Annotated in this window: 16 protein-coding genes and 1 pseudogene; 9 read left to right on the forward strand and 8 right to left on the reverse strand. The window is 71.8% G+C overall.

Translation table 11 applies throughout. The features are described 5' to 3' along the window. Positions 1-146: 146 nt before the first annotated feature. Positions 147-1,070 carry an IS5 family transposase gene (locus ACU616_RS21725; protein WP_446759551.1) on the forward strand — a complete coding sequence of 308 codons (924 nt, stop codon included), beginning with the start codon at positions 147-149 and terminating at the stop codon, positions 1,068-1,070. On the opposite strand, the gene ACU616_RS21730 is transcribed toward ACU616_RS21725, so the two are convergent. The 7 genes from ACU616_RS21730 to ACU616_RS21760 all read right to left on the reverse strand — a co-directional run bounded on the left by ACU616_RS21730 (position 1,067) and on the right by ACU616_RS21760 (position 7,886). Then, positions 1,067-2,314 carry a class I SAM-dependent methyltransferase gene (locus tag ACU616_RS21730; protein WP_446760492.1) on the reverse strand — a complete coding sequence of 416 codons (1,248 nt, stop codon included), beginning with the start codon at positions 2,312-2,314 and terminating at the stop codon, positions 1,067-1,069. The two genes, ACU616_RS21725 and ACU616_RS21730, sit on opposite strands and share 4 nt — an antisense overlap. A 25-nt stretch (positions 2,315-2,339) precedes the next feature. Continuing rightward, positions 2,340-3,707, reverse strand: a complete 1,368-nt coding sequence (locus ACU616_RS21735; protein ID WP_446760493.1) for an FAD-binding protein — start codon at positions 3,705-3,707, stop codon at positions 2,340-2,342. 410 nt (positions 3,708-4,117) lie between these two features. Continuing rightward, positions 4,118-4,504 (reverse strand): hypothetical protein, encoded by a 387-nt coding sequence (locus ACU616_RS21740; protein WP_446760494.1) that lies wholly within the window; start codon positions 4,502-4,504, stop codon positions 4,118-4,120. Between the two features lie 362 nt (positions 4,505-4,866). Continuing rightward, positions 4,867-5,163: a nuclear transport factor 2 family protein gene (locus ACU616_RS21745; RefSeq protein WP_446760495.1), complete on the reverse strand. Its 297-nt coding sequence runs from the start codon at positions 5,161-5,163 to the stop codon at positions 4,867-4,869. A gap of 137 nt (positions 5,164-5,300) precedes the next feature. Beyond that, positions 5,301-5,702 carry an ester cyclase gene (locus ACU616_RS21750; protein ID WP_446760496.1) on the reverse strand — a complete coding sequence of 134 codons (402 nt, stop codon included), beginning with the start codon at positions 5,700-5,702 and terminating at the stop codon, positions 5,301-5,303. A 155-nt stretch (positions 5,703-5,857) separates the two neighbouring features. Beyond that, positions 5,858-6,823, reverse strand: coding sequence for an SDR family NAD(P)-dependent oxidoreductase (locus ACU616_RS21755; RefSeq protein ID WP_446760497.1), 966 nt, complete (start codon positions 6,821-6,823; stop codon positions 5,858-5,860). Between the two features lie 160 nt (positions 6,824-6,983). Next, complete coding sequence (locus ACU616_RS21760) at positions 6,984-7,886, reverse strand: DODA-type extradiol aromatic ring-opening family dioxygenase (protein WP_446760498.1); 903 nt, start codon at positions 7,884-7,886, stop codon at positions 6,984-6,986. A gap of 431 nt (positions 7,887-8,317) precedes the next feature. Here ACU616_RS21760 and ACU616_RS21765 point away from each other — a divergent pair, with 431 nt between their 5' ends. From ACU616_RS21765 to ACU616_RS21790, 6 genes are all read left to right on the forward strand, one after another. Then, positions 8,318-8,641: a Dabb family protein gene (locus ACU616_RS21765; RefSeq protein ID WP_446760499.1), complete on the forward strand. Its 324-nt coding sequence runs from the start codon at positions 8,318-8,320 to the stop codon at positions 8,639-8,641. 191 nt (positions 8,642-8,832) lie between these two features. Then, on the forward strand, positions 8,833-9,192 hold the full coding sequence (locus ACU616_RS21770; protein ID WP_446760500.1) for a hypothetical protein: 360 nt from the start codon (positions 8,833-8,835) through the stop codon (positions 9,190-9,192). A gap of 240 nt (positions 9,193-9,432) precedes the next feature. Further along, positions 9,433-10,680 carry a hypothetical protein gene (locus tag ACU616_RS21775; RefSeq protein WP_446760501.1) on the forward strand — a complete coding sequence of 416 codons (1,248 nt, stop codon included), beginning with the start codon at positions 9,433-9,435 and terminating at the stop codon, positions 10,678-10,680. Positions 10,681-10,725: 45 nt separating this feature from the next. After that, positions 10,726-11,460, forward strand: a complete 735-nt coding sequence (locus ACU616_RS21780; protein WP_446760502.1) for a DUF1326 domain-containing protein — start codon at positions 10,726-10,728, stop codon at positions 11,458-11,460. Beyond that, entirely contained in the window at positions 11,438-12,319 is an 882-nt protein-coding gene (locus tag ACU616_RS21785; RefSeq protein ID WP_446760503.1) for a DUF2182 domain-containing protein, read from the forward strand. The genes ACU616_RS21780 and ACU616_RS21785 overlap by 23 nt, the downstream gene beginning before the upstream one ends. Before the next feature lie 49 nt (positions 12,320-12,368). Continuing rightward, the gene (locus ACU616_RS21790) at positions 12,369-17,372 is read left to right on the forward strand and encodes a multicopper oxidase domain-containing protein (protein ID WP_446760504.1); all 5,004 of its coding nucleotides are present in this window, start codon (positions 12,369-12,371) and stop codon (positions 17,370-17,372) included. Between the two features lie 435 nt (positions 17,373-17,807). Here ACU616_RS21790 and ACU616_RS21795 read toward each other — a convergent pair. Further along, a pseudogene (locus ACU616_RS21795) lies at positions 17,808-18,566 on the reverse strand (AfsR/SARP family transcriptional regulator); the annotation flags it as partial. 756 nt (positions 18,567-19,322) lie between these two features. On the opposite strand from ACU616_RS21795, the gene ACU616_RS21800 reads away from it, so the two are divergent. Next, a complete protein-coding gene (locus ACU616_RS21800; protein WP_446760505.1) occupies positions 19,323-19,898 on the forward strand; it encodes a hypothetical protein in 576 nt (191 codons plus the stop codon). A gap of 14 nt (positions 19,899-19,912) precedes the next feature. Beyond that, a complete protein-coding gene (locus ACU616_RS21805) occupies positions 19,913-21,484 on the forward strand; it encodes a ThiF family adenylyltransferase (RefSeq protein ID WP_446760506.1) in 1,572 nt (523 codons plus the stop codon). Positions 21,485-21,841: the final 357 nt, after the last annotated feature.

Raw genomic sequence — 21,841 nt, forward strand, 5'->3', positions numbered from 1 at the left:
CCCGCGGCAGCCGTCCTGATCCGGGCGGCCTAGGCCCTGTTTGAGAAGTCGCTCGGGGGCCGGGGGCGGCGTGTCGGTGCCGGAGAAAAGGCGAGGTCTCCGGTAGAGGGATCAACGACCAAGAAGACCCTCACCACGGAGACCTCGTGGACGGCACCCTACCCGCCGGTGCCCGCCATGACCTGACCGACGAGCAGTGGGCGATCCTCGCCGCGCTGCTGGAGTCGCTGCTCCCGGTCGGCAGGAAGCCCGGCAGACCCCGGAAATGGACCCTGCGCCAGCTCGTCGACGGCATCCGCTTCCGCACCCGGACCGGCTGTCCCTGGCGGGACGTGCCCGAGCGCTACGGCACCTGGCAGAGCATCTACGGCCTGTTCCGCGCCTGGCAGCTGGCCGGCCGATGGCCCGCGATCCTCACCGGACTACGGGCGCTGGGCGAGGAGGCCGGAGGAATCGAGTGGGTGGTGTCGGTGGACTCCACGGTCAACCGGGCGCATCAGCACGCCGCCGGCGCCCGCCGCCATCCCGAAGCCCAACGCACTCCGCCGGCCGGGGAGCCGCCCGATCACACGCTGGGCCGCTCCCGCGGTGGCTTGTCGACGAAGGTGCACCTGGCCGTCGAGGCCGGCCGCAAGACGCTGGCCACCGCGCTCACCCCCGGGCAGGCGGCCGACAGCCCGCAGTTCACCACCGTGCTCGAGCGGATCCGGGTGCCACACCGCACCGGTCCGGGTCGCCCGCGCACCCGACCGGATCGGGTGCTGGCCGACAAGGCCTACTCCAGCCGGGCCAACCGCGCCTATCTGCGCCGCCGCGGCATCCCGGCGACCATCCCGGTCAAGGCCGACCAGCAGGCCAACCGGCGCAAGAAGGGCTCCGTCGGCGGTCGACCGCCGACGTTCGACCCGGCCCGCTACCGGCAGCGGCATGCCGTCGAATGCGGCATCAACCTGCACAAACAGCACCGCGGCTTCGCCACCCGCTACGACAAGCTCGCCGTCCGCTACGAGGCCACCGTCCAGATCAGCGACATCGACATCTGGCTGCGCGACCTTTCAAACAGGGCCTAGACGCCCCAGTCGGGGCGGAGGGGGGCGCCGCTGTCGCCGTCGGTCGTCCTCGTGGCGAGGACCTGGTGCAGCTGGATCTCGTTGCGCTCGAAGCCCAGCCGCGAGCCGGCCAGGTACAACGCCCAGACGCGTGCGGTCCCGAGCCCGACCTCCTCGACGGCCTGCTCCCAGCGGTCGTCCAGGTTGCGCGACCAGGCGGCGCAGGTGCGGGCGTAGTGCTCCCGCAGGTTCTCCTCGTGGCGGACCTCGAGGCCGGCCCGCTGCAGGGCGCCGACGATGCGGCCGACGCCCGGCAGCTCGCCGTCGGGGAAGACGTAGCGGGTGATGAAGCCGCGGCGCTGGATGGGCGGGCTGTCGTCGTCGGGGCGGGTGATGCAGTGGTTGAGCAGTCGTCCCTGTGGTCGCAGGAGCGAGGCGAGGTGGGCGGCGTACGCGTCGAGCTGGGCCAGGCCGATGTGCTCGGTGAGGCCGATGGAGCTGATCGCGTCGAACGTCCCGGTGACGTCGCGGTAGTCCGAGAAGCGCAGGTCGACCCGTTCGCTCAGCCCGGCCTCGACGGCCGCCTTCTGCCCCCACTCGGCCTGCTGGCGCGACAGCGTCACACCGACCACCTCGACGCCGTAGTGCTCCGCGGCGTGCAGGGCCATGCCTCCCCAGCCGCAGCCGACGTCGAGCAGCCGCATCCCGGGCTCGAGCCCGAGCTTGCGGCAGACCAGGTCGAACTTGTTCTCCTGCGCCTGCTCCAGGCTCGCCGCCGCGTCCGGGTAGACCGCGCACGTGTAGGCCATCGAGGGCCCGAGAACCCAGGAGTAGAACGTGTTGCTCACGTCGTAGTGGTGGGAGACGGCGAGCGCGTCCCGCCGGCGTGTGTGGGCGCGCAGGCCCGCGAGGTAGCGGCGGGCCCCGACCTCCTGCGGCGGCGGCTCGACGAGGTGCAGGGCCTCGCGGCCGAGGGTGCGCAGGATGGCGCGGCGCTGGGCCCAGGACAGGTCGGCCATGTGCCTGCCGGTCGACAGGACCTGCAGCGCCCGGTGGTGGTCGGGCGCGTCGAGGTCCAGCATGCCGGAGACGTAGCCGCGGGCGAGCCCGAGCTCCCCGGGCGCGACGATCATGTGCGTGAGCGCCCGGGGGTCGCGGACGTGCAGCGTCACCTCCGCGTCCGGCGGCCCCGCCACCGAGTCGTCGTAGGCCGTCACCGCCACCTGCCCGCCCAGCACCGCCTGCAGCGCCTGCGCGATCCCCATGGCTCCCACGTCGTCCCCTTCGTCCTCAGCGGTTGCGCACGGTCTTGTCGTACAGGTCGAGCAGCCTGCGCTCGGGGTCGTACGCGGTCTTGAGCCGGGCGTACGTCTCGCCGCCGTACAGCCGCCAGAACGCGTCCTCGTCGTAGTAGGAGGTGCTGTACAGCGACTTGTGGCCACCGAGCTCCTCCACCAGGCGCTCGACGAGGCGGTTGTGCGTCCCGTCCGGCTCGTCGGCGTCGAGGGGGACGCTGGACCAGAAGCCGACGTTCACGTACAGCCGGTCCTGCTCGAGCGGGTACAGCGGCCACGTGCGGCCGGCCGGGCGCTGCTGCAGCGGGCAGAACCACACCGGCGCGATCGGGACCTCGCGCGCGAAGACCTCCATGAACTCGGCCAGCCGCTCGACCGGGACCTCGACGTCCTGCACGACGTCCTCGCGGCGCGGGAGGCCGCGGCGCAGGTCCCAGTGCGTCTTCCACCCGTGCCGCTTCTCGAAGGCGACGATCTTCCAGTACACGTCGCTGCGCAGCCACCGCTTCGGCCACAGGCGGCGCACCAGCGGGTTCTGCGCGCCGAAGGCACGGGAGCACCAGAACCAGTCGGTGTCCCAGCGCCACAGGTAGTCCACGACGGTCAGCCAGTCCTCATCCCGCGACTGCACCGAGCGGTAGTAGACGTGCTGACCGGTGTAGTCGGAGACGTACGGGGCGGAGGCTGCCCAGCTCGCGAGCGTCACGCGGACCTCGTCCGGCGAGAACCACGTCGCGTCGACGAAGTCCGCCTCGCGCCCGCGGCACGCGGCTGCCATGACGTCGGCCGCCTCGGCGACCGACGCGCACGCGATGTGCCGCAGGTGGACGTACGGCTGCACCGGCTCGAGCTCGATGAGCAGGCGCAGGGCGTAGCCGAGGGTGCCGTAGGAGTTCGGGAAGCCCGCGAACAGCTCGGCGTGCTCGCCGTCCGGCGTCACGGTGAGCACCTCGCCGGCGCCCGTGAGCACGTCCATCTCCAGCACCGACTCGTGCGGCGTGCCGTTGCGGAAGCTGCTGCTCTCGATGCCGAGACCCGTGACCGCCCCGCCCAGCGTGATGGTCTTCAGCTGCGGGACGACCAGCGGCATGAGCCCGTGCGGCAGGGTGGCCGCGACGAGGTCCTCGTAGGTGGTCATGCCCAGCACGTCGGCGGTCCGCCGGTCCGGGTCGACGTGCAGCACGCCCGAGAAGGCCGAGACGTCGAGCCGCGGCGCCGACGACGCCTCCCGCGTCCGGAACAGGTTGCTGGTGCGCTTGCCCAGGCGCACAGGAGCGCCGGACGGCAGCGCCGCGAGCTGGGCGCGCAGGTCGGCGACTGCGAGGTCGTAGGCCCTTCGGTCCAGGTCGGCTGCTGCGCCCATGGGCGCGAACGTACCGAGCCTCGTGTGCGGACCGCGCAGGCGCCCGGTGCAGCGACGTCGTGTCCGCGGGACCTGGGGTCGCCGACGTCCCGCCGCACCCGCAGCCTCCTCTTCCTCACGCTCGTGACTGCGGCGACGCGCTCACGTGCGGGTCGCGCACAGCCCCCGGGCGCTCGGGGTCGTCGACGTTCGTGCAGGCGCGTCCGCGGACCGGACGAGCACGCGTGAGCCCGCCGACAGCCCGCCCCGGTCGCGGGGACACGCCGACGGAGGCGGACGTCGTGGCGGGGCCCGCGGGGAGCGGTCCGGCTGGCCAGACCGGGCGCGCAGGTACCGGCCCGCGAGGGCGGCTGGGGCGCGGCGCCGGTCGGGCGGCGCCGCCGTGTGTCTTCCGGCGCCGCCCCGCGGGCTCAGGCTCCGGCTCCGGGCTGCGGCTTGTTCCCGTGGATGCCGTACACCTCGCCGTCGAGGCCGCGGAAGCGCCGCCAGGCGTCCTGGTACTCCGGGAAGCGGGCGATCTCGCCGAGGAGCTCGGCGCCGCCGGCCTCGAGCTGCTTGCCGGCCTCCTCGACGTCGTCCACCCGGAAGCCGAACGCGACGCCGTCGTCGAGGCCCCACGGCATCACGGTCGCCGGGGTGTACAGCTCGAAGACGTCACCGTCGGGGGAGAAGACGCTGACGCCGTCCATCTCCATGGCCGGCTGGACGCCGTAGGTGCCGATGACGAACTGCTCCTGCGCGTCGAACTGGTCCTGCGGCACGACGATCGCGTGCCAGGTGACGCCCTGGGAGGCCATGACGGTTCTCCTCGGTCAGGGGATGCGACCGGGTCGGACGGCCGAGCGGGTGTGCGGGTCGTGCGTTCGTCGCTCACGCGAGCGGGGTCGAGGGCCGACCTGGACCGCATGTGCGGCGGCCTCACGGGCGACTGTGAGATGTGGTGTCCGAGGGGCGACACGCCGCATGCGCACACGGCTGCAGGCGCCGGGAGATGTCCGTGCTGACCGGGGGCCGCCGCCGGCCTGGCGCTCGATGACCGCATGGCCGGGCACGGCCAGCGCCCCCAGTCAGGCGGACTGCGGGCGCTGGTCCCTGCTTCGTGCTCCTAGAACATGGTGTTGCTGTTGGCGGCCTCGGCACCAACGGGCTGCAGGACGTCCTAGTGCTCGACGACACGGCCGTCCTCGACGCGGAAGATGTCGACGATCGCCGTCCCGAGGTCATCAGGGCGGCTCTTCATGTGGTGCTGCAGCACGACGAGATCGCCCTCGGTGACGCGGCGGATGTCGAAGGACAGCTCCGGTACCGACGACAGCCACTGCGGGATGAACTGCTTGAAGACCTCGGGGCCGTCCGGGATGCCCGGGTTGTGCTGGGTGTACGTCGTGCCGAGGTAGCGGTCGGCGGCCGTCACCGGGTCGCGCTCGATGAACGCGGTGGTGAAGAAGCCCAGCACGACGCCCCCGGGGTCGGACGGGCTCTGCGCGGCACGGGTCCTGTCGTGGTCTCCGGACTCTGTGGTCTGGGGTGGGTCGACGTGTGGCTGGTCGATGCGCACCGGCGCGTGGGCCGTCGGGGGAGAACCCCGGTGGGTCAGCTGCCGAAGCCCGCCATGAACGTGCCGAGGTCACCGACGATGGTGTGCTCGACGATCTTTCCGTCGCGGACGACGTCGATGACGATCGCGTCGAGCGTCAGGGTGTTGCCCGTAGCCGGCCTGCCCATGAACGGCGCGGTGTTCGTGCCCTGCAGCGTCCAGCGGCTCACGACCTTGTCGCCCTCTGCGATCTGCTCGTGGACGGTGATCCTCTGGTCGGGGAGCGCGGCCTCGGCGGCGAGGTCGTTCTGCAGCCACGGGCCGTGGCCGACGGCGTCACCCATCGAGTGGTTGACGAGCTCGGTGGAGACGGAGGTGTCGAACGCGGCCTGCACGCCGGTGCTGTAGCTCTCGTAGAAGCGGCGCGTGGTGGCCTTGTTGTCCTCGGTGCTGCTCATGGTGATCCGGTCCTCCGGGTGAGAGATCAGACGGGCCGCAGTCCGTCATTTGCTTGACTGTGCAAGTAATGACGGTGCAACACCGGCTGTTCCCACCTGGGGCCCGTGTTCTGGGGTCGGCCCCCGGATCCGGGCGGCCGGCCCGCCGAGCGCCCTCACCTGACGGTGTAGCCCCCGTCGACGACGAGGTTCACGCCGGTGACGAAGGACGCCTCGTCGGACGCGAGATACAGGGCAGCGGACACGATGTCGTCGGGCTGCCCGAGGCGCTTGATGAGCTGTGGTCCCATCATCGCCTCGCGACCGGCCGGGTCGGCGAACATCTCCTGCGTCGCCGGCGTCTGGACGGTGCCGGGGCTGATGCTGTTCGCACGGATCCCGTGCGTGGCACCGGAGACGGCGAGGTCTCGCGTCATGGCGACGACCGCGGCCTTGGTCGCCGCGTGCACGATCCCACCGCCCTCGCCGAGGGTGACCACCCCCGCGATCGACGCCGTGTTCACGATCGCACCACCACCCCTGGCGACGAGGTGGTGCCATGCTGCTCGCGTCACGGAGAACACCTGGGTCAGCTCGCGGTCGACCGACCAGGTCCAGTCCGCCAGGCTCAGGGTCGCGATGTCGCCCATCTTGAACACCCCGGCGTTGTTGTAGACCACGTCGATGCCGCCGTGCTCGGTCACCGCCTGCTGGACCCAGGCCTCGACGTCGTCGGCGACGGTGAGGTCGAGGGTTCCGCTTCCGGTCATCACCCCGCCCTCGCCCTCGACCATGGCCACTGTCTCCGCGTGCCCGGCGGTCTTGACGTCTGCGCCGACGATGACGGCGCCCTCCGCGGCGAAGCGCAGCGCTGCCGCCCGGCCCTGTCCGCCGCCGGTGCCGGTGATCAGCACGACCTTGTCCTCGAAACGGCGCGAGCGGCCGGCTGCCGACGTGCTCACGAGAGGAAGAGCGTGTGGGCGCAGCGTCGGCCACGAGAGTCGGCTGCCGGCGGCCCGAGTCGGGGTCGCGTGTCGATGTGAGGCTTCATGGCTGCTCCTGACCACGGCTGCTGCGCGCTGCGCCGCCGCCACCTCGTCCGCTGTGCCGAGATCGCGACCGTAAGTCGGGTCACCGCTCACGGCAATGCGAGTACGGGCTGGGCCTGCACGAGCAGGCCCAGCCCTCCGAGCTCGGGATCACCTTGTCGCCCGCCTCGACCACGCCGGCGGTGGCGATGCTCGGCCTGAGTCCAGAGCGGTGCTGGAGGGCGTCCGCACCGGGTGGTGGACGGCCGGCTGGTCAGACGGTCGCAGCCTCGCGGGCAGCATCTCGGGCCGCAGTGGCGACCGGCTCGCCGAAGCGGAAGCTCGACGTCACCACCGTCCCGTTCCAGGCGTCCTCGTGATAGCTGCGGACAGCCTGGTCGTCGCCGGCGGCACCGACGGCGACGAGGAGCGGGATGAAGTGGTCCTCGCGCGGGTGGGCGACGCGGGCGTACGGGGCCTGCGCCCAGTCGAGCAGTCGGCCGGCTCGCTCCTCCGGACTGCTGTCGACCAGCGTCTGGCCGAGCCAGTCGTCGAACCCGGCCGAAGGAACCTCCGCGCCCGGGCCCATGAGGCGCAGGTTGTGGTAGCTGAAGCCGCTGGCGAGGATGAGGATCCCCTCGTCGCGCAGCGGTGCCAGGGCCCGGCCGACGGCGAGGTGTTCCGCGGGATCGAACCGCTGGTCGATCGAGAGCTGGACGACGGGGACGTCCGCGTCCGGCCAGGCCGGGAACAGGACGGCGTACATGCCGTGGTCGTAGCCACGCTCGGCGTCCTCGCGGACGGCGATGCCCGCGCCGCTCAGCAGTTCGACGACTCGACCGGCGAGCGCCGGTGAGCCGGGCGTCGGGTACTGGATCTGGTACATCTCGTCGGGGAAGCCGCCGTAGTCGTAGACCATCGGCGGGTTCGGGTGCGTCTGGACGGCGAAGCCCGGCGCCTCCCAGTGACCGGAGATCATGAGGATGGCCTTCGGCGGCTCGGGGAGTTCGCCGGGCAGGCGCTGGAGTGACTCCTCGAGCTGGTTCTGCGCGTCGCGGAACGGGCCGGTCATCCAGGGCCAGGGGCCGCCGCCGTGCGAGATGAAGTACGTCGGCTGCCGCCGCTGGCCGGTCGCCGCGGTCTCGGTGCGGGCGGTCGACCCCTCGGTTCCGCTCATCGTGCTCTCCTGTCCGTCGCGGCATCGGCCGCTGCGCTCGCTGTCGGTCGCGGCTCCCGCGACCCCTGCAGATTACTTGAAGCGTCAAGTGAGTCAGTTGATTCCCGGATCGCCGCAGGGCGCGCCCCGGGCGGCGAACCGGTGCGGCGCTCGCCTGGCGACGCACACCGGCGGTGCGGAACGGGCCTCGGCATGCCCTACGCTCACCCGACCGTCGTGCACCGCACCGCACCGCACCGCACCGCACCGCTCGTTGCGGCCCGCGGCGCGGCCACCGGCCCCACCGCGCCGGTCACCACGCGGGCGACAGGCCATGGTGCGGATCTCTACCGGCGCTCGTCCCGGCCGGCGTAGGCCCGGCTGACCGGACTCTGCATCCATGGCGTCACCACGCTCCGGTGCCGCCGACCGCACCCGAGGAGAGGCGCGAGATGAGCGTTCGGCACGTCGTCTTCTGGAAGTTGTCCGCGACGACACCCACCCAGAGAGACCAGCAGGTGACCACCATCCGCGAGAGCCTCACCGCTCTGCTCGGCCGGATCGACGGGTTGCAGGCGCTCGAGGTGCACCCGACGGCCGGCGTCGGGCAGACATGGGACCTGGTCCTGGACTCGGTGTTCAGGGACGCGTCGGCGCTGGCCGCCTACCTCGTGCACCCGCTGCACGAGGCGGCGGGGCGGAAGGCGCGCGGCATGGTCGTCGACCGCGTCGCGGCCGACTACGAGATCCCGCCCCCGCTGGACCGGGCAGGCTGAGCAGTCCGTCCGTGGGGCACCATCCGCTGCTCTCCGTCCGCGCCCGGGCGTGAGAGCGCCCCGGGTCCCGACCTGCGGGATCCTGGGGGCGATGCTGTGTCCGAGGGGCGACACGGTGCGTACGCACACGATTGCGGCCCTGATCGGCATGGTGCCTCAGGTCCCCGGTCCTCTGGCCGCGGGCGTCGACGGTGATCCTGGAGCCGATGGTGCTCTCTCACCCGGTAGCGCAGAGGACTACTCGCGATGAGCGAGACCGGTACTACGAGTTGGCGGCCATCGATCGGCCGCTGTTCGGCGACGAGCAGGCCGACCTGCATGCCATCTCGACAGGAGCCCTGATCACGCCGACCAGTTGCGTGGACCACGATGAGCGGGAGGATCCGCAGGCCGATCCGCGCCGGCTGGTGGAGGGCTCCTCCGACGCATCCCACCACTGGGGCTGCTGTCCGACAGACGGCGACGCGCCATTCCGCTCATCGTCGCCCCGGACGGGCGCCTCGGGCATGGGGACGATCCCGTCCGTCGGGGCAGCCATCACGCCGCCGTGACGCTGCGGTGACGCCGCCTCGGCAATCTCGTCCTCCGGATGGATCACAGACGTCGCCGGAGGCCCCGATGAAGCCGAGCACCTCGGAAGGTGACCCGACCCGAGAGGATCCTCGGGGCCACCCCTGGGAGATCCGGGTCTGCGGGGGCACACCGGAGCCGCTCCGGGCACACCCGCGGCGAGAGGTCCATGGCTCGACCTCGCCGCTGCGGCCGGCCCGTCGTCGTCCCGGGCGGCGAGGGTGATCCCCAACCCCGACCGCCTGGTGAAGGTGGGGCCACTCAGCCCCGTCAACGGCTACCCGCTCTGGTACAAGGACAGTCGGGGCACCCGGCTGGAACTCGTCACCGAGCCCGACGATCCCTTCGCTCCCGCGGTCGGCGAACCGGAGTCTCCTCAGGGCACGCCCCGACCGGGCTTCCCGTCCTCCTTCCCGGAGGAGGCCTTCTACATGCTGGCCGAGGCCCATATGGTGACCGGAGGACAGGCACGGCCGGGTCGCGCACGGGTGGTGCTCGCCCTGGAGGCCGCGTTCGGCGGTACGGGCGTGGTGATGGACGGCCAGCAGGTCGTCTTCGGGCGGATCCGATTCCGGATCGACGGTGCGATCCCGGGGGCCCTCTACACCTTCACCCACCCCTACGGGCAGAGTGATCCGCTGCCCGCCGACGACCGGGGCCGGGTGTTCGTCACCGAGGACATCGGGGTGACACCCCTGGCCTTCGACGGAGCGCTCCAGTCCTCCGTCGCGCCGTTCCTGCGCTGGACGACCGGAGCCGACATGGCACCCGGGGAAGCCGAGGCTCCACCCGGGTACGTGGGCGACGGCGTCACCGAGCACACAGTCACCGGTAGTCCGGTTCAGGGCCCCGACGGGCAGCCGCTGAACTACGTCCGGATCGAAGGCCCGAACATCGCCGACGCCGGCGGGCCACGCGATCCTGCCGACCCGACGAACCCCGACAAGGTCTTCACCCCGCTCTTCGTCCTGCAGGGCCGCCTCGCCAGGACGACCGGGGTGGAGATCACACGGGCCGTCTACGCACGCGATGCGGCCGGCGCGGTCTCGGTCGATGTCTTCGCCGACTCCGAACCCGGGCAGGCGATCACGGTCGGCGTCCCGGGGCAGGCGAGCGTTCCCATGGACGCCAGCCAGGAGAACTACTACGCCCGGCTGGCCTCCGGCGACGGGGTGCCTCAGGAGGTCACGGTCACCAACACCTCCGACGCGCCGCCGTGGGTGAGGACGACCGGGCTCTCCGACGCGGTCCTCATCACCCAGGCCGAGTACGACTCCCAGGCCGACACCCTCACCGTCATCGCACGGTCCTCCGACCAGGCCGACCCGCCGACCCTGACCGTCCGCGGGCAGGGGCTGGCGCCCGCCTCTCCGGGGACACAGCCCGGGATCACCGCGCCACCGACCGCGGTCACGGTCGACTCCTCCCACGGCGGCTCCGGCACCGAGACCGTCACCGCCACGAACTGAGCGACGCCGCCGTCTCCCCGAACCTCCTCACCCACAGGGCGTGACATGAGCTATGCACTGAGCGGGTCCTTCCTGGAAGCGTGTGACTGCACGGTCATCTGCCCCTGCTGGGTCGACGACGACCCGGTCGGCGGCCACTGCACCGGCCTGATCGCCTGGCGCCTGGCCCCGGGTTCGCTGATCAACGGCGTGGGGATGGACGACCGCACGGTGGTCAGCGTGTCCACCCACCTGGGCAACCGCCGGGACGGGAGCAACACGACGACCGTGCTCTACGTCGACTCCGGAGCCAGCCCGGCGCAATTCGGCTGGCTCACCCAGGCCTTCAGCGGTCTGCTCGAGGGTCCGCTGGCCGACCTGGCCGAGGTCAGCGGGGTCGTGGCCGGGTTCGAGCGGGCCAGGATCGACCTGCGCGTCGCGGCGGACGGGTGCTGGGAGGTCACGGTCGCCCCCTTGGCTTCGGACGACGTGGTCTGCGTTCACGCGAGCGGGACGCCGAAGGTCTTCTCCGGAGAGACCGAGCCGCTCCGCCTGACCCGCACCGCGCTGTCCAAGGAGCTCGGTGTGCCAGCCGCCGACCCCGTGGTGGCCCAGGCCGGCGAGGAGCTGTCGGTCAACGTCGGAGCGCTGCCCGGCGGAACGCTCAGCGTGACCGGCCGGTCGGGCATGCGCGGAACGTTCGCTTACGACCACCAGGACCCGGTCGGCGGATTGGGCGGCGTGCTCGAGGGCTCCCCTGCGGCGGGCGATCGGGACCATGTCCGGCCCGCCGGTCGCTGACCGACGGGGTCCGCGGCCCCGTTCCGCTCCCGCCAACCGGGAGGACGGCAGCCGGCTGCTGGTCCTGCTGGTCATCGGCACCGCGGCGGCCGCGTGGCTGGCGGTGGTGTTCCTGCACTCGGGGGACAGCTCCTCGATCCTCGACCACCACCGCCTGGGGGCCGGCGAGCTCCCCGCACCCGGAGCTGCCGGACACCATCACTCCTCCGCCGCCAGTGGGGAACTGGCCGGCCGGGCGGCGGCCGTCCTCGGCGCGTGGTCGGTGATGGTGCTGGCCATGATGGTCCCGCCGGCCTTGCCGATGCTGTCCACCGTCCGGCGGCTGGTCTCCCGGCACCGCAACGCCGGATGGTTGCTCGGTGGGGCGGTCGGCGTGTTCGTGGCCGCCTGGACGGTCGTCGGTGCCGTGCTGATCGCCGGGGACGTCGCGCTGTCCGCACTCACCGCCGGGCTCGGCCCCGACCGGCGAGTGGCGGGGGCGGTCTCGGGAGCCGTCCTCATCGGCGCCGGGATCTACCAGCTGACCCCGTGGAAGGACCGCTGCCTCCGGGCCTGCCGCAGCCCCCGCAGTTTCGCCCTGGCCCACTGGCGCGGCCGGCGGCCACCCGCCGCCGAGGTGGTCACGCTGGCCGCGGCGTACGCGCTGTCGTGCATCGGGTGCTGCTGGGCGCTCATGGCGAGCGGATTCGCGGTGGGCGTGGCCGCGCTGCCGGCCATGGTCGTCCTCGCCGTCCTCATGGCCGCCGAGCGGCTGGCCCCGTGGGGGCGCCGGCTGGTGTGGCCGGCCGGGATGGCACTCGTCGCGGTCGGGCTCGCCAGCGTCCTCTGGCCCCTTCTGACCGTTCCAGTCGGCGCTTGACCTGCCTGGTCCTCGCGGCCGCAGACCACCGAGTCCTCAGGAGCTGGACATGTCCGAACGAAGCTACGACGTCGTCGCGATGTCCTTTCCGATCGTCTACACGATCGACGGGGACCACGACCCCAACGGCATGCTGTTCACCCTCCGGTCCTATGAACCCCTGCTGAGGTGGGCCCGCGCACAGTGGGAGGACCACGACGAGTTCCTGCCGCGGCTGCACCGCCGGTGCCAGCTCATCCAGCTCGTCGTCGACGGGCTGGAGCGCTACCAGCAGATGCGGATCACCCTCGGCCGTGGCGACGACCACCACCTGCTGCACGACGTGGGGAGTGCGGCCCAGGTGCTGGCGCGCGAGGAGGACGACGCCTCCGGACCCCAGCGGGACGCCCGTGGGAGGGCGATCCGCCAGAACTACCGCGCCACCGTCGATGAGCTGGTCCTCGCCCTCGGCGAACTGACCAGGGGACAGGTCACCGAGCTCACCGAGGACCTCGACCAGCTCCAGCGCTGGTCCCGCGAGTGGGGAGTGGCCCTCCGCAGCGCCGAGCAGGCGATCCGGAACCGGCTGGTATCGCTGAACGAGCGGTTCGACGCCGACGCGCTGACGAAGGACAGCGACCTGACCGCGGACGACGCGCGGCGGCTGCTGCTCAACGACCACAGCTTCGACGTGGCCGCTCTGGGTGAGGCCGCTCCGCCGTACGACTGGTTCAACCCCGTGAAGCCCCTGCCGGTCGTGCGTCCGTTGGTGTTGCGTGCCTGCGCCGGGGACACGGTGACGGTGCTGCTCGAGAACCAGATCGCCCAGCGGCGGGTGGGCCTGCACCTGCAGGGCGAGGGCCTGGTCGGCGGCGAACACCCGCTCGGGACCTCCGGCACCGGCATCGGCTACTGCGACGGCGCGTACGTCGGGGCCAACCCGGACTCCACCGTGGGCAGCGGCCAACAGGGCAAGTACGTCTGGAACTGCCTGCACGAGGGCGTGTGGACGATCAACGACCTCGCCGACATCCGGGGCACCGAGCGGGGGACGAACGCCCACGGCCTGTTCGGCGCCCTCGTCGTCGAGCCGACCGGTTCCCGCTGGCGCGACCCCGAGACCGGCGAGGACGTCACCGACACCGACCACGGGGACGGGCTCTACCTGGACGTCCTCGCCGCAGCCGAGCGGGAGTTCGCACCGGGGGAGGCCGTCGCCGGCGACGACTCCTGCACCGACGGGTGCACCCCGGAGGCGCCCTGCGCCGCGCGGCACCACGCCTTCGTCGACTTCTCCACCGATCCCGAGGTCGCCAGGAGCTTCCGGGAGTTCACCGTCTTCTTCCACGACGAGCCCGAGGTCCACGGCGTGACCCACCTGGTGGGCGAGCACACGGTGATGCCGCTGTCCTACCGCGCCGAGCCGATGCCCAACCGGCTGCCACACCGCATGCGCCGCCTCGCGGCGGCGACCCCCGACGAACCGGCGCCCGGCCAGGTCGGCATCGACTTCTCCGCCGTGAAGGTCACGCTGGACACCGAGCTCGGCGAGGTCTTCTGGACGGCCCGGACACCGGAGGGGGAGTTCCTCGAACGGGTGGCGGGGGAGGAGCAGCACCACAGCTCCTGGCTGTTCGGAGAGCCGGCCACCCCGGTCCTGCGCGCCTATCGCGGCGACCCCGCGCGCATCCGGCTGGTGCACGCTGGGGTCAAGGAGGCCCACGTCTTCCACCTGCACGTGCACCAGTGGCGTGCCGTGCCGCAGGACACCGCCGAGCCGTCGACGTGGCGGCCCGGGGCTCCCCGCGGCTCGCAACTGCTCGACTCGATCACCATCGGCCCGCAGACGGCGGTGACCATCGACCCCCTCTACGGGTCCGGAAGCCGCCAGCACGCCGTCGGGGACATCATCTGGCACTGCCACCTGTACCCCCACTTCCACCACGGCATGTGGGGACTGTGGCGCAGCTTCGACCGCTACGTGGACGGAGGCCGGGCCTACCCCGACGGCACGCCGTGCCCCCCGTTGTGCCCGCTCCCCGGCCGTGAACCCCCGCCGTCCACACCGGAGCAACCCGGGTTCCCCTGGTTCATCGACGCCACCTTCCCGCGCAAGTCCCCTCCGCCGCCGGCCATCCGGGCGGAGGACGTCGGCGGTCGGCGGACCCTGCTGAGGATGCCCCTGCACTCGGACTCCGAGTGGAACGCCTTCGACCCGGGCTGCCGGGCCGACCCGCAGCCTGGAGCGCTCTTCGTCCACCTCGACGGCCTGGCGCGCCGCTGGAACACCGCAGCCGGACTGCCCGAGCAGCGGATCATCAGCTACGACGTCACCGCCGTCGCGGACCGGGTCGAGTACAACAGCCGGGGCTGGCACGACGTCCGCGGCCACCGATACCGGCTCACCGGGGTGCAGGTCACCACGCTCGGCCCCGACGGCAAGCCGGCCGCCTCGACGAGGTGCGAACCGCCTGCCCCGCGGACCGAGCCGTTCTTCCCGCGTGCCAACCACGGCGACGTGGTAGAGCTGCGCTTCCACAACCTGCTGACGGCGTACCCGGCCGACGACTTCGACCTGGGCGCCCTCCCGGTCGAGTGCGGCCTGCACGTCCACCTGGTCAAGTTCGACGTCCTCGCCGCCGACGGTTCGGCCACCGGCTGGAACTACCTCTCCGGCGCCAGCTGCACCGACGCCGTCGGGCCCAACCGGGCCGGCGAGCCGCCGCGCAACGTCAGCCTGCACCGGTGGGTGGTGGACGAGGAGTTCGGCCCCTGCTTCTTCCACGACCACCTGCTGGCCAACTACCGCCAGAAGCACGGGCTCTTCGCCGCGCTGATCGCCGAGCCGCAGCTGTCCCGCTGGTACCTCCCCGACCAGCGGACGCCGGCCTGGTCCGGTCCGCAGGCCGTGGTCATCCCCCCGGACACCTCCGACCTGCCGCCCTACCGGGAGGCCTGCCTGGCGATCGGGGACTTCATCCCCCTCTACCGTGAGGGAGGTGCGCCGCTGAACCCCCCGCACGCGCTGGGTGCCGACGACGACCCCGGCGCCATGGGCGTGAACTACCGCAACGCTCCACTCACCTTCCGGGGCGATGACCCGTCAGAGTGGTTCAGCAGCACCCGCTCGTCCTCCGACGGGGAGGGCGCCGACGAGGAACCCGTCGCGGGACCGCTCGACATCGCTGAGCCGCCCGCCCCGGTCGGCGTCCTCGAGCGCGGCCGACACGATCCCGACACCGAACTCGTCGGCACCTACCCCGGGGAGCGGCTGCGGATCCGGCTGATCCAGGGCTCGCACGAGGAGCAGCACAGCTTCGTGGCCCACGGCCTGCGCTGGCGCAAGGAGTGGCACAACCGCAGGTCACCCCTGGTCAACCAGCAGACCCTCGGGATCTCCGAGGTCTTCACCCTGGACATCGATCCTGCTGACAGCAGCACGTACGGGCTCGGTGACCACCTCTGGAAGTTCTCGGCCATGGACGACCTCTGGCTGGGGTGCTGGGGACTGATCCGCGCCCTCCAGCCCAGCGACGCCGCCTTCGCCCAGCTCCCGCCCCTGGCCTGGGCCCGGCCGGATCCGTCCCGATCCCCCCGTGAGGTCGTGGAGGGCATCTGGGCTGCGGGAGCGCTGCCGCCCCGGCCCACACCGCGGGCGGGCGAGGACCACGACCCCGCGGAGGTCCAGCAGTACGTGGTGACCGCGCGGCGGACCGAGCACCGGTACTCGGGAGCGGCGCTCACCGATCCCTGGGGACTGGTCTACGAGGTCGCCGACGGCTGGGACGACGCCCCCACGGATGGTCGGACCGGCCACCGGAGGGCCACGGGGATCCACCACACCGGCGAACCGCTCGTGCTGCGGGCCCGCAGCGGCCAGTGGGTCAGGATCGTGCTGATCAACGAGGTCTTCCTGCCCGAGGCCGAGGAACCGGTGCGGGGGTCCGACGAGTTCGCCGATCCCCGGCTGCCTGACTTCGGCGTCGAGGTCAGCCCGCCCCGCCTGCCCATCGAGCACCTCGACGAGCTGGGCTACCCCGACCGGCGCCGCGTCTCCCCACGGGTCTCGCTCCACCCCAGCCTCCTCCGCTACGACGTGGTCAGCGACGACGGCGCCAACGTCGGCCGCAACCACGACGGCACGGTCGCCGCTCTGGACCCTCCCGGCGGCGGCCACGACATCCACGCCGACACCGGCACGGTGATCCTGCGCACCGACCACTCCATCGGCCACCGCGACCAGAACTGGCGCGAGTACTGGTGGTACGCCGACCCCGCGCTGGCGCCGCACGGCGAGGACGGGGCCGGGCGCCGGACCGCTCCGCTGGGCCAGGTCTGCTACCTGCACGACATGGGGGACATCCGCAACCACCGCCACCACGGCCTGATCGGCGCGCTGGTGGTGGAGCCGGAGGGGTGGACGGCCGAGGGCCTGGACCCGGCCACCAACGAGGTGCGGACGGTGCGGGTGGACGGGGAGGACACGCCGGTCCGCTGGGGAACCCGGGCGCGCCTGACCTCGGACGCGGGGGACACGGTCGAGGAGATCGTCGTCTTCCTCCAGGACGGGCTGCGGCACTTCGTGGCCGGGGACATCGACCTGCCGCTGCGGGACGTCGTTCCCGGGGACGATCCCGAGGACGCCGGTCAGAAGGCGATCAACTACCGGTCCACCCTCCTGGGCCAACTCGGGCTCCGCGCCGATGAGCCCGTGCGTCCGGGTTTCACGGTGGCCCCCGGCGACGAGGTATGGCTGCGGCTGGTCTGCGCCGCCGACAAGCCGCGCAACCACACCTTCACCATGCACGGGCTCGCCTGGCCGGCCGCTCCCTGGCTCGTCGACGGGCCGTGGACCGGATCGGCCTCCGGGCTGACGGCCGACTCCGTGCACGACGTCCGGCTGACGGCCGGCGAAGCCGGCGACTACGCCTACCGCAGTGGCGTGTTCAAGTGGGCCGTGGGGCAGGGCATGTGGAGCGTCCTCCGGGTCGCGCCCGACCGTGGTCGCGCGGCCGGCCCAAGGCCACCGTCGGGCACCAGAGAGACGGGCGTGATGCCGGGGGAACCGGCATAGGACCTCCTCCTGGAGTGTGTGGTGCCGGTGGCCGGCCGCCCGGGCAGCCCGGGCGACGGTGGCGCGCTGAGCACCGCCGAGCTCCTGCTCGACCGGGCCCTGCAGCTGACGGCGTCGCGCTCCCGCACCGAGGTGCGGGAGCGCGCTGCTGGAGGTGCTGACCCAGGGGGTGAGCTGCGACCGGGAGCACGTCGTTCCTGGTCGAGGTCGTCCGCCCGGTACTCCAGGACGGCGAGCGCCTCCCCGTCCCCAGCGCAGGTCCTCCACGACGACGGTGAGTACCTGATCCCCGACCCAGCCGCGCAGCAACCGCAGGACGCCCTCGGCCAGGTGTGCAAGAGGCGACGGCGGCGCGGCGGGGTCGTGCCACTGCGGGAGCAGCCGGCCCAGCGCCGCCCGGTAGGGCCAGGTGTCCGGGGGCTCCTCGTGCCGCAGACCGGCCTGCAGCCTTCGACGGATGTCCGCCAGGGAGGCGAGCGCCTCGCGCCGCCGGCCGCTGCGGTACAGCGCCAGCACCTGCAGCCGCCGCGCCTGCTCCCGCAGCGGGTGCTCCCGCACCAGCCGGGCCAGGCGATCGAGCACCTCGGGCGGGGTTTCGGAGCGGAGCACCGCCGCGCACGGTGCCTTCTCGGCCACCAGGCGGCCTCTTCGAGCCGGATGGCCTCGGGCACGGCGAAGGGCAGGTCGGCGCAGCCTTCGAGCGCGGACCCGCGCCGCAGGTCGAGGGACTGCCGGATCAGGCGTTCCGCGCTCCGCATCATCCTCGCGCAGGGCCGCCGTCCCCGTCTCGGTCAGGCGCTCGAACCTGGTGACGTCGATGTCGTCGGGTTCGGCTGCCGGCCGGTAGCCGCCCGGCTCGAGCACCACGGCACCGAGGCCCAGGGCCGCGCGCAGCCGCGACACGTAGGACTGGAGGCTGGCCGCGGCTCCGCGGGGCGGGTCCTCCCACAGCGCGTCGACGAGGTCATCGGCGGGCACCGCCCGACCGCGAGCGAGGAGCAGCGCCACGAGGACGGCTCGCTGTCGCGCACCGGGCAGGGGGATCTCGGCTCTGCCGTCCTCCACGAGGAGCGGTCCCCGGAGCACGTAGCGCGCGGCCGGGTGCTTCCACGCGACCGGCTCCAGCGGCACGGTCGCGGGCGCGGCAGGCGGTCGGCACGGTGCGCGGGCCGACCACCGTGCCCCGGGGCACACGCCGGCTGGTGCAGCATGGAGCTCCGCGGGCGAGCCGCCCGCACCTCCCGGCTGCGGGCGGGGAGGCGCCGGGCCCTCAGGCTCTCGATGGCTCAGTCCTGGGGTCGGACGACCCCGGCCGTCCCGTCGACGGTGACGACCTCCCCATCGCTCAGCCGCCTCATGCCGTTCTCGGTACCGGCTCGGTGTAGGACCCGGCGGAGGCCGGTACCCCGGTCACCAGCACTCCGTCCCCGGACGAGGGCGACAGCCTCGCGGAGACCTCGGTATTGCGCGGACTGAAGCCGCCCACTGGACGCGCCGACCGAGGGACAGCAGAACCCGGCGATCCGAAGACCGTGGGGGTTCAACTCGGTGTCCGAGGGGGGACTTGGGCACCGCGAAGTGGGAGCCGTCCCACCAGCGGCCGTCCCGGTGGGGGAGGGGCGCGGTGTGCGCGGCTTCGTGGTCATTGTCGGAACGTAGCGCGCCGGTCGGACAAGATCGCGGATTGCTAGGCGGCCGCAGAAGCTAGGCCGATCGGGCACGGGTGGCCGCGCGGCACGATGCGCCAACCGGTGGACTCGGGACTCTGCGGGGGCACGACGCTTGCTATCAACGCCCGGGCAGATCCGGATGGACAGGCGGCGTGTCGCCATCTGAGTGTGCGAGTCGGCTCCCCAGGGTCACCGGGAAACAGTATGTTCCGGTATCCGTCGGCTGGTCCGGCCGGCGCGCGCCCGTCCGAACCTTCCAACCACAGGAGGCGATGCCCCGGTGTCTTCAGAGCTGGAGCAGTGGCGTGAACGGGTCCTGGCTGCGCGCCGGAATCCTGAACCTTTGCCGCCCGAGCAGCAGGAGATCGTCCGCCGGCACGCGCGCGCACGGGAGAAGGGCTGGGCGGTCAGCGACTTGGTTGTGACTCGAACCGGGGAAATCCAAACGATTCAGCAAGCCGGGTCGCAGACGGTCAGCCGAGTGACGACGGAGGTGTTCGCTGCGGTCGACGAGGTTGCGCTCGCCGAACGGCACCTGCCACCGGGCTACTGGCGATACGAAGACGACGACTTCGAGGGCTGGGCTTACGAGGTCACTACCAGCCTCGGTGACATGTTCGCCTTCTTCCTCTACTTCGATCGGTTCCAGAGGGTCTACCGCGTCCGCCTGCTGGCTCCTGACCTGGAGAGGCTGGGTCTCGCCCACGAGACGCACCTGTTCGCGGACGGCCATCTCTGCTTGAGCGACCGCGGTCCGGGCGAGCGCATGTTCAACAATGCCTACGCGAAGTCGGCTATGTGGGCGGATGGGATTAGCCGGATGCTCCGCGGACACGCCTGGCCGTGGGGCGAATGAGCGTGGACGTTCTCGTGTCTGAACAGCTGGCCGAACTGATCGATGTGGAACTGGCCGCTGTTCCGCCGGAACGGATGATGCACGTGCTCGGGCGGGTCCGCCCGGACGGGTCGGTGCTGCTTACGCATGGAATCCTGGACGACGCCGCTGAGACAAGTCATGTTCATGTGCGGGCCTCTGACCGGGGAGAGGCGCTTATTCAGCGGACCGAGCTCGACGAGGGCGTGCAGTACCTGGGCGTCGTTCATTCCCATCCGCAGGAGGTTCCTGAGCCGAGCGGGCAAGACCGGGTTGCGGCTTCGGACCTGCTTCGGTTGAACCAGCACATGCCGGTGGCAGTGGTGGGTGTGGTGGTCGCAGCGTCGACTCGGCGCCGAGGAAGGCACGTTCTTCGCATTCGGCACGGTGAAGTGGCGGTGCATGTGGCCGGCGCCGCCGCCTCCGGTCTCCAGCCGGCGGTGGCGCGTGTGATCGACACGACGACGGACTTCTGGCAGGGGTGCTCTGCGCGCCTGCCCGCAGGTGCGCTGTCGGCGGTCCACCAACGCCATGCGGTGGTCGTGGGGGCCGGGAGTGTGGGCTCTGTGGTTGCTGAGCAACTGGTGCGCGCTGGGCTTCCTCGGCTGACGCTGGTCGACCCAGACCTCGTGGAATCGGTGAACCTAAGCCGAACGGTCTACAGGCAGGACGATGTTGGTCGGGCGAAGGTCGAGGCTCTGGCTGAGCGGCTGGCGTCGATCAATCCTGACGTCCAAGTGACGCCGCTGCGCATGCGCGTCGAGCCCGGCACGGCAGGCGAGCTCGCGGCGGCTCTGCGAGACGCGGACCTGGCGCTTGGCGTTGCGGACGACAATCGGGCGCTTGCGGTGCTGGACGTCCTACTCCACGAGACCGATACCCCGGGTGTGTTCGCCGGTGTCTACCGGGCTGCGACCGGTGGCGACATCGTGACGGTCGTACCCGGGCTCACCGCCTGCTACCGATGCACGGTCGGCCCCCGCCAGGAGGCCTCTAACTTGACACCGGGTGTCGACTACGCAACCGGTCGGCTGGCCGGAGAAGTCGCCTTGGGCGCTGACGTGGCCACCATCTCCTTGTTGACGGCCCGCACGGCACTGGGCGTCCTCGGAGCGTTGGCCGATACTGACGCGCTGCTGCGGCCGACGGTCGAGCAGGGCCGGAACTTCGTCCAGGTCGGACTCCAACCTGGTTTCTTCAGCCAAATGGGCCTCTTCGATGACGTCGCGGCCCAGCATGCCTGGCAGTCAGTCTGGATGCGTGGGATGGGTGATCCCGACTGCCGTGAATGCGGTGAGGCCGTTCAAGCTCTTCCAGACCTCGATGTCCGGCTGGCCCCCGCGGAGACCACAGAGGAAGCCGTGGAATCGGACGTCTCGGCTCTCGTATCCGCAGTCCCACTGGCCGTGGGCAACCCGGGCGTTGAGCCATCGGGTGCATCCGCGCCCGCGGAGTCTCGTCTCACGCTGTCAAGGGCGCTTTTGGAACGCATGTTCTGGGCGCTCGCGGGAGGAGTTGCCGCACATCGGTTTGTAGCAATGAGGGAGCGTCGTCGTCACCGCGTATGACAGGTGGCTTGAGCTGACCCGGCAGGGGACCAGCGCCTGAACGATACGTGTGCCGTCGTCATCCTGAAGGCCCCAGGACTGCTGACCGGCGGCAGCTTCCGGACTCGCTGCCACTGGTGCCATGTGATGGGGCTCTGCTGGTTCGACGCCTTAGCGGCTAAAACCGCAGTTCAGTGCGAGGTGGTTCGTCGGCTGGCGTCCGGATAGTCGGCCCTTGTGTCGCGGTTCCTCCGTCTATCGCGGCCAAGACCGGACGTGCATCGGCGGCGAGGGCTGAAGGCCTTGTCGGCGGCCCGGTCGTCCGCCAGGCTGACCCGAGCTTCGTACACGGGGGAGTCTCAGATGGCCTGCGGCAAC

This window comes from Geodermatophilus sp. URMC 62 (genome assembly GCF_052931475.1).

Bases quoted from the DNA above. Each gene is read 5' to 3' on its own strand.
- ACU616_RS21730 (WP_446760492.1), bottom strand. From the start codon at position 2,314: ATGGGGATCGCGCAGGCGCTGCAGGCGGTGCTGGGCGGGCAGGTGGCG.
- ACU616_RS21735 (WP_446760493.1), bottom strand. From the start codon at position 3,707: ATGGGCGCAGCAGCCGACCTGGACCGAAGGGCCTACGACCTCGCAGTC.
- ACU616_RS21740 (WP_446760494.1), bottom strand. From the start codon at position 4,504: ATGGCCTCCCAGGGCGTCACCTGGCACGCGATCGTCGTGCCGCAGGAC.
- ACU616_RS21750 (WP_446760496.1), bottom strand. From the start codon at position 5,702: ATGAGCAGCACCGAGGACAACAAGGCCACCACGCGCCGCTTCTACGAG.
- ACU616_RS21760 (WP_446760498.1), bottom strand. From the start codon at position 7,886: ATGAGCGGAACCGAGGGGTCGACCGCCCGCACCGAGACCGCGGCGACC.
- ACU616_RS21765 (WP_446760499.1), top strand. From the start codon at position 8,318: ATGAGCGTTCGGCACGTCGTCTTCTGGAAGTTGTCCGCGACGACACCC.
- ACU616_RS21780 (WP_446760502.1), top strand. From the start codon at position 10,726: ATGAGCTATGCACTGAGCGGGTCCTTCCTGGAAGCGTGTGACTGCACG.
- ACU616_RS21785 (WP_446760503.1), top strand. From the start codon at position 11,438: ATGTCCGGCCCGCCGGTCGCTGACCGACGGGGTCCGCGGCCCCGTTCC.
- ACU616_RS21790 (WP_446760504.1), top strand. From the start codon at position 12,369: ATGTCCGAACGAAGCTACGACGTCGTCGCGATGTCCTTTCCGATCGTC.